A 15,710-nucleotide genomic window follows, 5' to 3' on the forward strand; every position below is an offset into this window, starting at 1 on the left:
TAAAGGGCACGAAAAGCCGTGCCCAAAAGAGAGAATGAAGATTAGAAGCGGAAGGTCGCCGTGGCAACCACCTGGCGTTCAGCTCCCCAGAAACAGCCGTAGGTGTTGAAGCAGCTGGCAACGTATTCACGATCGAACAGGTTGTTCACATGGACCGCGACGTTAGAGCCCGCCATGCCAACACGCGCCAGATCGTAACGGACCAGTGCATCCACAACGGTGTAGCTACCCACTTTGAAGCTGTTCGCCGGATCGCCATAGCTGGAACCAGAGTAACGACCACCGGTACCCAGCGTCAGGCCAGAGAGCGCACCTTCATACAGGGTATAATCCGCCCACAGGGATGCCATATGTTCTGGAACCTGTGCCGGGGTGTTGCCTTTGTAGTTGGTATCCGTGGTGTACTCGACGTCGGTGTAGGTGTATGACCCGACCACGTTGACGCTGGCAGACAGCGCGGCTTTAGCTTCAATTTCAACACCACGGGCGCGGATCTCGCCACCCTGAACCGAGAAGAACGAGCCCGCAGGATCGGCCATCAGGTTGTTGGTTTTGGTCAGCTGATAGAGCGCCCCGGTCAACACAATCGGACGATCGTTCGGGACATATTTCACACCCGCTTCGTACTGCTTACCTTTAGACGGTGCAAAAATATTGCCGTCCGCACCCAGGGTGGAAGCCGGTTCGAAGGATTCGCTGTAGCTGAAATATGGCGTTACACCGTTATCGAACAGGTAGTTAACCCCGCCGCGCCAGGTGAACTCTTTATCATCCCGGGAATCTTCTGTCGCAAGAACACGGTTCAGAGAGTCCTGCTTCGCCCAGTCGTAACGACCGCCAAGGGTGACCAGCACTTTCTCCCACTGCATCTGATCCTGCACGTACAGGCCAGTCTGCTTCTGTTTGTTCAGCACCTGATACGCGCCTGATGGGCCTGGGTGGGCGCCAAAATCGAAGTCGCTGCGGTCCAGGTTATAGATATCGGACGGCGCAACGGAACCGGCATAACCAAACCAGGAATCGATGTCGTTACGCATACGCATAAAGTCAACGCCGGTCAGCAGCGTGTGATCGACAGAACCGGTGGCAAACTTGCTCTGCAGCTGGGTATCGACGGTGAAGTTCTGCAGTTTTTCGTTATCAATCACGTACTGACGGGTCAGGGTATGATCCCACTGCGACTGAGGAACGCTGGCGCAAGGACTGGTGGCCGGGTTGCTCGAATACATCGGATCGGAACACATGCCATAGCCATACACGCTGTTTTGCGAGGTTCTGTTTTCGGCGTAACGCAGGTTCTGACGCACGGTAAAGGTGTCGTTGAATTCGTGGTCGAAGCTGTAACCCACCATCTTCTCGTTACGAGAGTAGGTGTTGTTGTCTGCACCTTCGTTGAAATCCGTGGACAGACGCTTGCCGTTTGGCAGCTCGGTTACGGTGCCCTCTTTTGGCAGCCATCCGTAGTAACCGGTTTCTGGCTCGTTCTGGAAATAGGACAGGAAGGTGAAGTTAGTTTTGTCATCCGGGCGCCAGCTGAATGCCGGGGCGATGGCATAACGTTGCTCTTCTGCCCCCTGCTGCTGGGCGTTGGCGGAGCGCGCCAGGCCGGTTAAACGATAGGAGTAAACGCCATCGTCATCCAGCGCGTCGCTGAAGTCAAAGCCGGTCTGGAACAGGCTGTTGGTGCCCGTTTTAAACTGAATCTCTTTTAGCGGTTCAGTGGTTGGGCGCTTGCTGACCATGTTCAGCAGGCCGCCCGGGTTGCTCTTTCCGTACAGAACGGAAACCGGACCGCGCATCACTTCAGCACGTTCCAGCATATACGGGTCAACGACCGCATCGTTATAGAAGTTACCCTGCATCTTCAGGCCGTTCAGATAGTTATTCTGACTTTGGCCGTCGGCGGCAAAGCCGCGGATGATCAGGTAATCATAGGTGTTCGATGCGCCACGGGTGCCCACGGCAACGCCTGGGGTGTAGCTGAGCGCCTCTTTTACCGATTTAGGCTGATGTAACGCCATCTCTTCGGCGGTGACAACGGAAATCGACTGCGGCACCTTTTGGATCGGGGTGTCGGTTTTGGTCGCTGTCGCCGACTGGCGTGCCGCGATGGTCGCCGCTGGACCCCAGGCACTCTCCTGAGGCGCAGGCGCTGCGGTTACGGTGATGGTTTCTTCTTTTTTAGGGGTTTCAGCAGCCTGGGCATAAGCAGACATGCCGCTAACCGCTGTGGCTACAACAACTGCGATTTTACGCAGTGAAGGATTCATTGGCTGAGCAGTTTTTGAAAGCGCCATTGGTATCTCTCTGAGCAAGAGTGAATGATAACGTAAACGAGAATTATTATTATGACCGCAGCATATTATGCGAAACATTCCCGGCATAGCAAGTGGTATGCGGCCCTACAAGAATTGAGGGTATAAGAAATAATCAATGGGCATTGAAGGGTTAATAAACAGGGATATTGCTGTTGGGGAGATGTTGGTTTGAGGTGAAGAGATTCCCTCTCCCGCAGGAGAGGGAATGATGCAGGTTAGTTACCGCCGAACATGTCCTTGATCCAGCCCGCGACACCGTCGCTGTCTTTCTTCTCATTCTGCTGCTGCGGCTGTTGTTGCTGCTGCTGCTGCGGCTGTTGAGGCTGAGAAGACTGGTCAAACGGGTTGCCCGTTGGCTGCGGCGCTGGCGCCTGACACAGGGAGTCCGGGTTCGCGGTCCAGACCGGCACACTGCGCATCCCGCCGCCACACACGAAGTTGCCCGACTCGTCCACGCCCATATCGACGATATCTTCCGGTGGTGTCAGGGTTAACGGCACCGGCGACTGGTTAGCCAGATAGCGCTGATAAATCGACATCGCCCCGCTGGCGCCGTATAGCTTCGTCGGCTGGTTGTTGTCACGACCAACCCAGGTGATCACCACTTCACGCCCGTCGATGCCCGCAAACCAGGTATCAACGTTGTTGTTGGTGGTCCCGGTTTTACCGGCCAGATGCAGACCCGGATACTTCGCGCCAAGCTGGCGACCGGTTCCGCGCTGCACCACCTGCTGCATGGTCCACAGCGTCATGTACGCGGCCTGCGCCGGGACGGCACGTTCGGCCTGCGGGAAGCTCTGGTAAAGCGCCGTGCCATCTTCGGCAATCACGGAACGCAGCGCAGAGAGCTGGGCGCGGTTACCGCCGCTGGCGATGGTCTGGAACGCCTGCGCCACTTCGATAGGCGTCAGGTTCAGGGCCCCGAGCAGCATCGCCGGTACCGGGTGCAGTTGATCTTTCGGTACGCCCAGCTTCAGCCAGGTATCTGTCACCGCTGGCAAGCCCAGCGCCATCCCGAGGTTGACCGTCGGCACGTTCATCGAACGCGTCAGGGCGTCCACAAGCATCACCTGACCGCTGTACTGTTTGTCGTCATTCTGCGGCGACCACACCTGGCCATTTGGCTGGCGCAAAGCAATCGGCGCATCGGCGATCCAGGTGTTCAGACGATACTGGTTCGGCTGGCTCAGGGCGGTGAGATAGGTCGCCGGTTTCGCCAGCGAGCCAATTGAACGGCGCGCCTGCATCGCACGGTTATAGCCCGCAAACTGAGGCTCTGCCCCGCCGACCATTGCCCGCACTTCGCCGCTGTTACGATCGACTACCACCATCGCGGTTTCCAGATCGCTCAGCTTGCGCTGTTTTTTCAGCGCCGGGATACCTTCTACCGCCGCCTTCTCTGCAGCATCCTGCGCCACAGAGTCGAAGGTGGTGAAGATCTTCACGCCGGAGAGATCTTTAACCTTATCGCCCAGCTTGGTCTGCAGCTCCTGACGCACCATCTGCATAAAGGCAGGCTGCGGGGAGATCACGCCGCCGCGCGGCTGGACGCCTAACGGACGCGCGCTGAGCATGTCGTACAGCTCCTGGTCGATCACCTGCTGCTGCTGCAGCAGACGCAGAACCAGGTTACGCCGCTCCAGCGCCAGCTTAGGGTTACGCCACGGGTTGTAGATCGACGCCCCCTTCACCATGCCCACCAGCAGCGCCTGCTGGTCGAGGCTCAGCTCTTCCACCGGACGGCCAAAGTAGTACAGGCTCGCCAGCGGGAAGCCGCGAATTTCATTGTCGCCACTCTGACCGAGGTACACCTCGTTCATGTACAGCTCAAGAATGCGATCTTTGCTGTAACGGGCGTCCATCAGCACCGCCATGTACGCTTCGTTGGCTTTACGCCAGTAGGAGCGCTCGCTGGAGAGGAACAGGTTCTTCACCAGCTGCTGGGTCAGGGTACTCGCCCCCTGCACCGTCCGCCCGGCGGTGACGTTTGCCAGCACTGCGCGGCCAATGGAGTACAGGCTCACGCCGTCGTGCTCGTAGAAGTGGCGGTCTTCGGTGGCCAGCAGGGTATCCACCAGCAGATCCGGGAAGCCATTACGTGCAACAAACAGGCGCTGCTCGCCGTTTGGCGAAGAGAGCATGGTGATCAGACGCGGATCGAGACGGAAGAAACCGAACTGACGGTTGTTATCCAGGTTCTCAATAGTATCGATATGATCGCCATCGAAGGTCAGACGCGCGCGCACCTGCCCCTCTTTGCTGTCCGGGAAGTCAAACGGACGGCGGATCATCTCAATGCTTTTCGCCTGCACCGTAAACTCGCCGGGACGGGTCATCTTCGTCACCTGGCGATACTGGGTCGCCTCAAGCAACTTGACCATCTCGTTCTTGCTGATGGTCATTTCCGGCTCGAGGTTAACCATCCGACCATACACAGCGGCCGGCAGCTGCCAGACTTTTCCATCAATACGGCTGCGGATCTTCTGGTCCAGATAGACGCCATAGATCGCCATCAACACCACAAAAACAATAAACAGCTTCAGCAGTAGCCACAGCCAGCTACGCTTGCCGCGCGGCTTGCTGCCCTTGCCTTTTCCTTTCGTTTTACGCGGCACGGGCTCTTCATCCTGATACTCATTTTCAACATCATCGTCGTAATCCTCATCTCTGAGGGGACGACGGCCTGCTTTCTCTTTCGCCGGACGTGAGGGTTTTCCTTTACGTCCAATCGGTTCGCGGTCATTCCCCGCCATGCTTTCTCTCCGCAACTATCAGGCGCAAGGGCCCGATTCTCAGCTCTTCCTCCTGGTGGAGGAAGAAGAAATCTCTCAAATTGACCCGTTATCCGGCCTACGAATACTTTTTAGTGCGTCGGGTGGGTGCTGTATTCGCCGGATCGTCCGGCCAGACGTGTTTGGGATAGCGCCCTTTCATCTCTTTTTGCACTTCGCGGTAGCTCCCTGCCCAGAAGGCAGCCAGATCGCGCGTGATCTGCAGCGGGCGCTGCGCCGGGGAGAGCAGCTCCAGCACCAGCGGAATGCGCCCTTCGGCGATCGCAGGCGTAGTTGCCTCCCCAAACATCTCCTGCATCCGTACCGCCAGCGCCGGAGGATTATCCTCATGATAGCGAATGGCGATTCGGCTTCCGGTCGGCACAGTGTAATGCTCCGGCAGCAAACTCACCAGCCGTTGACGCAATGACCAGTCTGCTAAATTCTGTAACGCGGACTTAACATCCAGCGCTTTCAGGGCGCGCAGTGAATGTACACCCTGCATTTGCGGCAGCAACCACTGCTCCAGCGTTGCCAGCAGCGAGGCGTCATCGACTGCGGGCCAGTCATACTCCGGGAGCCACTGCGCAGCACAGTGCAGGCGGAGACGATACTGCTCCGCGTCCGGCGTCCAGTTCAGCACGCTGAGGCCTTTATCGCGGATGCCGTTGAGCATCGCCTGGTGCAGCTCCTCTTCTGAGGGTTTTGCCAGCGCCCGGACGCCGATCGTCAGGCGGCCAATCTGGCTGCGGCGCAGCGCTTTCAGCGTTCCCTGGGCATCATCCCACTCTACCGTGTCAGACTGGGTCACCAGCGCCGGACAGTCCGCGATCAGGGCGTCTATATCCAGCGCAACGGCCTGCAAAATGCGGGCATCCGGCGACTGGCTCCCCTGCAACAGCAGCGGGGCAATCAGCCACTCATGGCGGGTCATGGCGTCATCGCTTTGCAGCATCGCCCCCATGCCGTTCGCCAGTTGATAGCGGCCATCAAGCCCGCGTCGGCGGGCAATCCTGTCGGGAAAAGCCTGCGCCAGTAGCGCGGGCACACGGTCGCTGTCCGGCACACCGCCGCGACTGCTCAGGCGCTGGCTCAGTTGCCGGGCACGCTGCTGCCACTCAGGCTGATTGCGGGAAAAGGCCTGCAGCAGATCGCTACTGCCACCGCGTGGCGGCTGCTCGAGGATCGCCGCCAGCTTTGCTGCCGTGGCAATATCACTATCGCCCGACGCATGGGCCAGCATCGCCGCCAGCCGCGGGTCGTTGCCCAGCGTGGCCATCTTCTGCCCGTGAGAGGTTAACCGCTCCCCCGCCAGTGCCCCGAGCTGGGTTAATAACCGACGGGCCGCAGCGAGATTAACCGCAGGCGGCAGATCCAGCCAGCTGAGCTGGGCCGGATCCTGACAGCCCCACTGCAGCAGCTCCATCATCAGGCCGCTGAGATCGCTTTGCAAAATGTCCGGGGTGGCCTGCGCCGCCGCGCGTTCGGCCTGTTCAAACGGCGTGAGATGCAGGCAGATGCCGGGTTCCAGTCGCCCGGCACGCCCGGCGCGCTGGGTCATCGACGCCTGGCTGACGCGCTGGGTCATTAGCCGGGTCAGCCCGGTGCGCGGATCGAAACTCGCCACCCGTTCCTGAGCCGAGTCCACTACCAGCCGAATACCTTCGATAGTCAGACTGGTTTCGGCAATATTGGTCGCCAGCACCACTTTGCGCTGCCCGGCCGGCGCGGGCAGGATCGCTTTGCGCTGCTCGGTAAGCGACAGCGCGCCATATAAAGGGCAGAGCACAACATCGGCGGCCACGCGCCGGGAAAGCTGCTCCTGCACGCGCTGGATCTCAATCACGCCGGGTAAAAACAGCAGCAGCGAGCCGGGCGCCTGGCGTAACAGCTCGGCGGTAGCCACCGCCACCGCCTCATCGAATCGTAATTGGGTGGAAAGCGACTGATAGCGCCGCTCAACCGGATACGAGCGCCCTTCGGAGGAAATCACTGGCGCCTCGGGCAGCAACTGCTGCAGGCGCACATTGTCCAGCGTCGCGGACATGATCAGCAGTTTGAGATCGTCGCGCAGACCCTGCTGCACGTCCAGCAGCAGCGCCAGGGCCAAATCCGCCTGCAGGCTACGCTCGTGGAATTCATCGAGGATCACCAGTCCCACGCCGGTCAGCTCGGGATCGTGCTGGAGCATGCGGGTGAGTATCCCTTCGGTGACCACCTCCAGCCGGGTGTTGGCCCCGACGCAGGTTTCGGCCCGCATCCGGTAGCCCACCGTTTCACCTGGCTTTTCGCCGAGCAATTCCGCAAGCCGTTGCGCCACGTTGCGCGCCGCAAGCCTGCGCGGCTCCAGCAGAATGATTTTGCCGTTAATCGTTCCCTGGGCCAGGATCTGCAGCGGCAGCCACGTCGATTTTCCCGCACCGGTGGGGGCATTGAGCAAAACCTGAGGAGCGTGTTGTAACGCGAGGAGAAGTTCAGGAAGGACAGCGGCAACCGGCAACAGGGACACAAATGGCTCCAGAGGATTATCTTTAGACGGCGTACAGTGTAGCATCGCCTCAAGCCATAACCGAGAATCCCCTTTGTTATTCCCGCGCCGGGCAATGGGCCTTGCCACTCATGTTAAAATGGGTGTTATCAGGAAGAGAACAGGGAAAACCACGCGTTTTCATCGATAATGACACAGACTATTAATATCGCGACCAGGAAACCCATTCTCACCCATTCGAGCGACAAATACCGCTTCACCGACGATTTATCGTCAACATCCAGTCTGACCGGCTGCAGAGGCTGTGAAGTTTCACTCTCCTCAACACCCTTACCCGCATTAAGGCATTCAACATTTGCCACCAACACAAAACCTACTTTCCGCAACGTTTGAATCAGCATCGGATCGCCATTCAGTTGCCGAAACGCTTTTCTGATTTCGCTAATAGCCACACTGAGACTGGTCGATGACCCCGCACATCCCTGCGCTTCCCAAACCTCAGCGATAAGATAATTTCGCTCGAGAATCTGGTTGTTATTTTTAATTAATACCTGCAAAAGCCGTGAAGCCTGTTTTGATAAACGAACACTTCCCTCCTCCGTATCATTACTTTCAATGATGCCAGATTCAAAATCATAAACCATAGAAATGTTTATTGCGTATTTCATAAGCCCCTTCTGAATACTTAAATTCAAATCTCAGTCCAGCACGCTATGAGGTGAGATATAAAACCCTATGCATTGAACATTATTAAACAGTTAAAATGAAGCCTTAATAACTTACTGTTGGATTAAGATTTAATAATCAACATGAATTTTAGATTAAAACTCTGTTTATTATGTTTAATCAGGATAATATTTCAACCCATGCGGATTTTCAGTGTAAAATAGCCGGGTAACGAGACAGGGATGTCTGTCAGACACAATAGTTCTGACGAAAAGAATGCCAAGGAGCGGAGCGAAACAAACTCTCCCTTCGTACGCACTCTCACCGTTCCGCTACCGCTAACTTCGGCCCTCCTTCTCGCTATGACACTGCCGGCAACGGTGATGTATATCAAACAATGGTTTTTCTTGATGACGTTCAACAGGGAAAGCTTATACCTCACTGAATTAAAGCAATTCAATACCGACCGAAAGGGTCTGAAGCTGATTGCCGCTACTCAATGTGCATTTAATAAATAATGGAGTATTTAATGTTCAAGAAAATCATGACCGTATCTGTACTCGCTACCGCAGTAGCTTCTACTCATGTAATGGCAGCCGATACGAATGCAGGTGGAGTGATCAACTTTACCGGTGCTGTCACGGACACCACCTGTACCATTAACGGCGGAAAAAGTGCGGATTTGACCGTGGCGTTATCACCCATTTCTGTTACGGATGCAGGCACTACTGTCGGTCTGATCACCAAAAATAAAAAAACTGTCGCACTGACATTCTCCGGTTGCAGCCTGGCTTCAGCGCCTGAGGATTCTAAACTGAAGGTGTATTTCTCTTCTGCTGACAACATCTCCACTGACGGCAAATACCTGGTGAACAATTCAGTCAACGAAAACGACGCCAGCGTAGCGCGAAACGTTGGTTTCGCTCTGGCTCAACCGGGTACTAACACCCCAATCGCGCTGGATCAGGCCTATTCCACCACCCTCTTAGGTAACAAAGCAGCGCCGGATTCCGAAACGCTGCAACTGGACGTTTACTACTACAAAACGAACACCTCAGCAGCCACTGTCGGGACGCTTAGCTCTAACGTGACTTACACCGTTTCTTACCTGTAATTTTCTCTGCCAGGCTCTGTGAATGCAGAGCCTGTAGTAAAAGGTTCAATCATGCAAAAAACATTGTTACTGGTAGCGCTGATCCTGGGAAGCCATTCTTCATGGGCAAATATTGTCATCAATGGTACCCGCGTGATTTATCCAGAAAATAATAAAGAAGTCGTTGTTCAGCTAATTAATAATGGCGATACCCCCGCGCTGGTACAGTCATGGATTGATGACGGTGATATTAATTCGACGCCGGAAACAGCACATGTTCCCTTTATGTTATCCCCACCAGTCGTAAAAGTTAACGGCAATAACGGCCAGCAATTACGGATTAAAAAAATCGAGGCGAAACTGCCAAAAGATCGTGAATCCGTTTTCTTTCTCAATGTGCTGGATATTCCACCTGCGCCAGACCATTTGAAGGGTGTTAATACTATTCAGTTAGCCATTAAATCGCGAGTGAAAGTCTTTTATCGTCCGGCTATTCTGGCGGGTAGGCAGAATGAAGCCATGTCCGGCCTTAAGCTCATTGTGGAAAATAATCACTTCCGCATAGTAAATAACAGTCCGTTCCATATCACGATTGCCAATATTGAAACGTCGGCAAAGCAAAAACTGCTGGCGGAATCCGTGATGGTGCCGCCGTTCACCCCTATCACCACAGCAGCCAAAACCAATTTAAAACGCAACCAGTCTTATCAGGTTATATATGTTGATGATTTAGGTGCATATAAAACCCGGGATGTAACAAGCCAGTAAAAAAGGGAATCATGGACGATGAAAACCAAATTGCTTGTCGCCTGTACGTTGCTGCTTTCACACAATTCCGCCGCTGTCACCTTTGATACCTCCCTTCTGGCAGGCGCATCCAGAGACGCCGATCTATCGCGTTTCTACGACAATAATGACATGCCAGCAGGCAAGCAAGAGGTGGACATTTATGTCAATAACGACTGGAAAGGACGTTTTAGCGTTATTTACGGGCAGGAGCAGGATGATATTCGCCTGTCATGGCAGGACGCACAATTACTGGGTATCAATACCCAAAAAGTGCCCGCGCCCGCTATTCCCCAAGGGCAGGTGCAACTCATTGATTTGATTCAGGGCGGCCGTATTGAAACGGATATCAGCACGTTTAGTCTCAATTTGACCGTGCCACAATCGGCGCTACAGCACAGGGAACCTGGCTATGTTGATGCTAAATTCTGGGATGAAGGCATCCCGGCATTGCTGCTCTCTTACAACACCACTTATTATAATTCACATACCAAGACGGCAGCGAAAGATGACAGCGACGATCTCTATACCGGGCTGGATTCCGGGATAAATCTGCTGGGTTGGCAATTGCGCGACAGCAGCACCTGGAAAAAAAAAGCGGGTAGCCGTGGCTCCTGGCAAAATAACACTCGCTTTCTACGCCGCCCCCTCGCCCCGCTGAAGTCTAACCTTATGGCGGGGGATTTCTATACCCCCGGCGATCTGTTCGATTCTGTCCGCACGCGAGGCGTCTCCCTGGCGTCGGATTCCCAAATGCGCCCGAATTCACAGCAGGGTTTCGCACCTGTGGTACATGGCATCGCGCTGACTAATGCACTGGTGAAAGTCATTCAAAACGGCAACGTTATTTATCAGGAGAACGTGCCACCGGGTTCGTTTGTTCTGGATAAAATACAGCCGACCGGCTCCGCAGGGGATCTGGAGATAGTGGTTCAGGAAGCGGATGGGTCGAAGCAATCCTTCCTGGTCCCCTTCTCAGCCGTACCCGGCATGCTTAAGGCGGGCGTGAGTGATTTTCACGTCGTTGCGGGTGAGATCAGGCAGGACTCGGTTGAAAATCGTCCCGGTTTTATTCAGGGCACCCTGCGGCACGGTATTAACAACCTGATCACGGGTTATACGGGCATGATCATCAGTAACGATTATCAGGCTGGGCTGCTGGGATCAGGCTGGAACCTCCCTTTCGGCGCGATTTCCGTTGACGTGACCCATGCGGACACAAAACTACAGGATCGCAGCTATAGCGGACAAAGTTATCGTATTGCTTACAGCAAATTCGTGGATACCACGGCAACCAACGTCACCCTGGCTGCCTACCGTTATTCGACAAAAGGCTATTACAGCTTCACGAGCGCACTTTACGCCCAGGATGGCTACAAGAATCTGCGTCGTCAGTACGACGAATATGAAGATCGCCACGGTGAAACGACGGACATGTCTCTGGAACAATGGGATGCCAGCAATGATGTAAAGCCAAAAAACACCTTTACCGTCAACATGAATCAACGTTTGAAAGAAGGATGGGGCAGCATTTATCTGACCGGCACCCAGCGCGACTACTGGAACAGCAAAAGCCGAGCACGGGAATACCAGATGGGCTATTCCAACTCGCTTGGCGGTGCAAACTACACCCTCTCCGCCAGCCGCGTGAGAAACAGCGATAACAAAGAAGAGACTCGCCTGTATGCCTCTATCAGCGCCCCCTTCTCCCTGTTTGATAATAACGCATGGATCAGCAGTAGCATTGCGGGCACTGACTCAGGTTACGAGCAAAGTAACATCAGTCTGAGCGGTAACGCCATGGAATCAAACCGTCTGAGTTATTCCGTCGCTGGCAACAATACTAACGGCGGCAAAAATATGGCCAGCGTCAATACCACCTGGCGCTCTGACGTCTCTACTTTGGGAGCCTCCTGGAGCGAATCAGGCGATTATCGACAAGCAGGTATCAGCAGTCGTGGCAGCATTGTCGCATTCCCATGGCACGTGCTGGCCGCCAACGAAATCGGCTCCACCATGACCGTGATTGAAGCCCCTGGCGCCGAAGGGCTTATGGTGAACGGTGATGAGAGCATCAGGACCAACAAAGATGGGCTGGCATTGGTGCCTTATGCCACGCCGTATCGTAAAAACTCAGTCACGTTAGCTGAAACCACCGCCAGCTCCGGTGCGGAAATTATCGGCAACATGGCGAACAGCGCCCCTTATGATGGTGCCGTGAATTACCTCCGCTTTGAAACTGACAGACGTCAGTCCTGGCAGGTTCATGCCGTTCAAGCGAATGGCACTCCCTTGCCGTTCGGTACTGAGGTCTTTAACGAACATAACGAAGCGGTAGGCTATGTCGGTCAGGCAAGCGTGATTTATATTCGCGCGCAAGCAATGCCGACATTACTTCAGGTCCACATACGTGGTGGCACCTGCACCATCGCTACCCCCGTCAGCGGTGTGAACACCGCGCCGTCTTTGTGCAAATAATTAAATGGAATCATGATGATAAGATGGATTTTTCTTTTTATTCTTGCCTGTTTCAGCAGCGCGAGCTATGCCACGTGCTCCTCTGGTGCGGTGGAATACGCTCCGCCGCTATATGTGGACCTGTCAGATAAGATAAACGCCACTAACACCACCTGGTACGCAACATTCACGACCCAGTATACGGGTAGCTTCAACTGCTCGACCGATAACAGTAAATTTGGTTATACCCAAGTCCTCTCGACGGACAATAACTACGCCACAATTCTGGGGTTCAATGACAATAAGCATAAAGTGCGTGCTGAAATCATTGATGCGCCCGCGGAAAAGAGTATTTGGGATAGAGGGAGCCACAATGCTTCTGAACTGAATACGCCGTTTACGGTTCGCTTCACGTTGGTCGATGGTAATAGTCAGGCCATTACGGGGGATACAGCCCAGCTTGGGGATGTCTTGCTTGTGACCGATTTGAGCGGAATGTCGTTGTGGGAAGTCATTACCTGGCCGGTGAATCAGATGGTCAAAATCGTGCAGTGGCTTTTTAACGGCTTTAAGTGGCCCTATGATTCACTCGATATGTTTGGCCAGCCGATGACCATTAAATACGCACCAAAACCGACCACATGCTCATTTAACAACGCCGGATTGACGGTAAAGCTACCGTCTATGGGGGTTCAGCAAGTGACCCATGCGAAGGGCCAGCCGGGACTTACGCCATTTACGCTTAACTTTACCTGCCAGGATATTACCGCGCTAAGGACCACTGACAGAATGATTGAAGTATTCATGTCGAGCAATAACCTCCTCTCTACTGATGAAACGGTTCTGGTGGATAACAGCAACTCGGGGGCGAAGGGCATCGGTCTGCGTCTTATCAAACGTGACGATCCTCAGTCCCCGGTGGTGATGTCTACCTCGACCACGGAAAGGGGATCGGCGACGGCGCTGTACCATCTGCCGGCAGGTGCGCTGGCATCAGGGAGTTTCGCCATTCCCATGGCCGTTTATTACTATGCGTGGCGGCCCTATGATGCTTCACAAGGCACTCTAAATACCTCAGCAATGTTGAATATCATTTATCCCTGAGAAGCCTCAGCAGGCAGGGCAGTAATTCGGTCTAAGAGTTAACATTGGACGACGTACAGGGTAGCATCGCCACAAATCATTACCGGGTACCCCGTATGTCTGAGTCGAAACGGCTGTTCTTCGCCATTGAAATGCCTGCCCCGCTTCAGCGGCAGATCGTGCGCTGGCGTGCCGACCATTTTGCGCCCGAAGCGGGCCGCCCGATCGTCGGCGCCAATCTGCACCTGACGCTGGCATTTTTAGGCGATGTCAGCGACGAGAAACGCCAGGCGCTGGCGACGCAGGCCGGGCGTATTCGTCAGCCGGGATTTATCCTGACGCTGGATGACGCCGGGCAGTGGCTGCGCTCGCGCGTGGTCTGGCTGGGCACCCGCCAGCCGCCGCGCGGATTACTGCAGTTGGCCAACATGCTACGATCGCAGGCTGCGCGCAGCGGCTGCTATCAAAGCCCGCAGCCGTTTCATCCCCATATCACGCTACTGCGTGACGCCAGCCACGCGGTGGCCTTGCCGCCGCCGGGGTTTCACTGGTCGTTTGCGGTCAACGAATTTGCGCTGTACGAATCGGTTTTTGAGCGTGGGCGCACCCGCTATACCCCACTCCAGCGCTGGACGCTGGGCGAATAAACAAGGACTCCCGATGCAGTTTCTTCCCCCCTTACAGCCCGCGACGCTTATCCAGCGCTATAAACGCTTTCTGGCCGACGTCGTGACGCCCGACGGCGTCACCCTGACCCTGCACTGCCCGAATACCGGCGCAATGACCGGCTGTGCCACACCGGGTGATACCGTCTGGTATTCCACCTCCCTGAATAAGACGCGCAAATACCCCCACACCTGGGAAATAACCCAGACCGTCGGCGGAGAATATATTTGTGTGAATACACTGCGGGCCAATCAGCTGGTCAAAGAAGCGATTAGTCTGGATTTAATTCCGGAGCTGCGCGGCTACAACACCTTAAAAAGCGAAGTAAAATACGGTGCGGAAGGTAGCAGAATCGACTTTATGTTGCAGGCAGAACAGCGACCCGAGTGCTATATTGAAGTGAAATCAGTGACGTTAGCTGACAGGGATAACGGCTATTTTCCGGATGCGGTCACGCTGCGAGGGCAAAAGCATCTCCGGGAGTTGATCAGTGTAGCGGCGACGGGCAAGCGCGCTGTGCTATTGTTTGCCGTGTTACATACAGCAATTGGACGATTTTCACCTGCCCGCCATATTGACCCTAAGTACGCGCAACTGTTGCATGAGGCACAAAAGCAGGGGGTAGAGGTTTTGGTGTATAAAGCGGAACTTTCTGCCGATAATATGACTCTGAAGGTCGCTCTCCCCGCTACGTTATAAATGGGGTAGGCGATTGACTATTAAGTATTCTGGTCGTATGCGCAAATACGCTTTTCCTCACAGGCTTGTCAAGTGTTACGTATAGATAATTGCCATCCGGAAAAGCATCTGCTATTTATAGCGGCCTGATTTTTCCCCCAACACGGGGATCGATAGTGCGTGTTAAGGAGAAGCAACATGCAAGAAGGGCAAAACCGTAAAGCATCGTCCCTGAGTATTCTCGCCATCGCTGGGGTGGAGCCGTATCAAGAGAAGCCGGGCGAAGAGTATATGAACGACGCCCAGCTGACGCACTTTAAGCGAATTCTTGAAGCATGGCGTAATCAACTTAGGGATGAAGTCGATCGCACCGTTACACACATGCAGGACGAAGCTGCTAACTTCCCGGATCCGGTAGACCGTGCCGCTCAGGAAGAAGAATTCAGCCTCGAACTGCGTAACCGTGACCGCGAACGCAAGCTGATTAAGAAGATCGAGAAAACGCTGAAAAAGGTCGAAGACGAAGATTTCGGCTTCTGCGAGTCCTGCGGTGTCGAAATCGGCATTCGTCGTCTGGAGGCCCGTCCGACAGCCGATCTGTGCATTGACTGCAAAACGCTGGCAGAAATCCGCGAAAAACAGATGGCCGGTTAATCCCTGCCCTGCCAAAACGCTACTACAGGCGGGAGTCTCTCCCGCCTGAT

11 protein-coding genes are annotated in these 15,710 nt (G+C 54.8%); 7 read left to right on the forward strand and 4 right to left on the reverse strand.

Going from position 1 to position 15,710, the window contains the following annotated elements:
- Window positions 1–41: 41 nt before the first annotated feature.
- From fhuA to M8014_RS10410, 4 genes are all read right to left on the reverse strand, one after another.
- Window positions 42–2,297, reverse strand: coding sequence for a ferrichrome porin FhuA (gene fhuA / locus M8014_RS10395; protein WP_271282396.1), 2,256 nt, complete (start codon window positions 2,295–2,297; stop codon window positions 42–44).
- A 236-nt stretch (window positions 2,298–2,533) separates the two neighbouring features.
- Entirely contained in the window at window positions 2,534–5,071 is a 2,538-nt protein-coding gene (mrcB, locus tag M8014_RS10400; protein ID WP_271282397.1) for a bifunctional glycosyl transferase/transpeptidase, read from the reverse strand.
- A gap of 97 nt (window positions 5,072–5,168) precedes the next feature.
- Entirely contained in the window at window positions 5,169–7,598 is a 2,430-nt protein-coding gene (gene hrpB, locus M8014_RS10405) for an ATP-dependent helicase HrpB (RefSeq protein ID WP_271282398.1), read from the reverse strand.
- A 128-nt stretch (window positions 7,599–7,726) separates the two neighbouring features.
- Window positions 7,727–8,245, reverse strand: coding sequence for a winged helix-turn-helix domain-containing protein (locus tag M8014_RS10410; RefSeq protein WP_271282399.1), 519 nt, complete (start codon window positions 8,243–8,245; stop codon window positions 7,727–7,729).
- Window positions 8,246–8,772: 527 nt separating this feature from the next.
- Here M8014_RS10410 and M8014_RS10415 point away from each other — a divergent pair.
- The 7 genes from M8014_RS10415 (at window position 8,773) to dksA (ending at window position 15,660) form a co-directional block, all read left to right on the forward strand.
- Window positions 8,773–9,357 carry a fimbrial protein gene (locus M8014_RS10415; protein WP_271282400.1) on the forward strand — a complete coding sequence of 195 codons (585 nt, stop codon included), beginning with the start codon at window positions 8,773–8,775 and terminating at the stop codon, window positions 9,355–9,357.
- A gap of 51 nt (window positions 9,358–9,408) precedes the next feature.
- A complete protein-coding gene (locus M8014_RS10420) occupies window positions 9,409–10,104 on the forward strand; it encodes a fimbrial biogenesis chaperone (RefSeq protein ID WP_271282401.1) in 696 nt (231 codons plus the stop codon).
- Between the two features lie 18 nt (window positions 10,105–10,122).
- Window positions 10,123–12,600: a fimbria/pilus outer membrane usher protein gene (locus M8014_RS10425; RefSeq protein WP_271282402.1), complete on the forward strand. Its 2,478-nt coding sequence runs from the start codon at window positions 10,123–10,125 to the stop codon at window positions 12,598–12,600.
- Between the two features lie 15 nt (window positions 12,601–12,615).
- Window positions 12,616–13,683 (forward strand): fimbrial protein, encoded by a 1,068-nt coding sequence (locus tag M8014_RS10430; protein ID WP_271282511.1) that lies wholly within the window; start codon window positions 12,616–12,618, stop codon window positions 13,681–13,683.
- Window positions 13,684–13,778: 95 nt separating this feature from the next.
- Window positions 13,779–14,309: an RNA 2',3'-cyclic phosphodiesterase gene (gene thpR, locus M8014_RS10435; protein WP_271282403.1), complete on the forward strand. Its 531-nt coding sequence runs from the start codon at window positions 13,779–13,781 to the stop codon at window positions 14,307–14,309.
- Window positions 14,310–14,322: 13 nt separating this feature from the next.
- Window positions 14,323–15,027, forward strand: coding sequence for a DNA/RNA nuclease SfsA (gene sfsA / locus M8014_RS10440; protein ID WP_271282404.1), 705 nt, complete (start codon window positions 14,323–14,325; stop codon window positions 15,025–15,027).
- 177 nt (window positions 15,028–15,204) lie between these two features.
- Window positions 15,205–15,660 carry an RNA polymerase-binding protein DksA gene (dksA, locus tag M8014_RS10445; protein ID WP_271265957.1) on the forward strand — a complete coding sequence of 152 codons (456 nt, stop codon included), beginning with the start codon at window positions 15,205–15,207 and terminating at the stop codon, window positions 15,658–15,660.
- Window positions 15,661–15,710 lie beyond the last annotated feature (50 nt).

It is taken from the genome of Silvania hatchlandensis (assembly GCF_025564065.1).
GTDB classification, from domain to species: Bacteria; Pseudomonadota; Gammaproteobacteria; order Enterobacterales; family Enterobacteriaceae; genus Enterobacter; species Enterobacter hatchlandensis.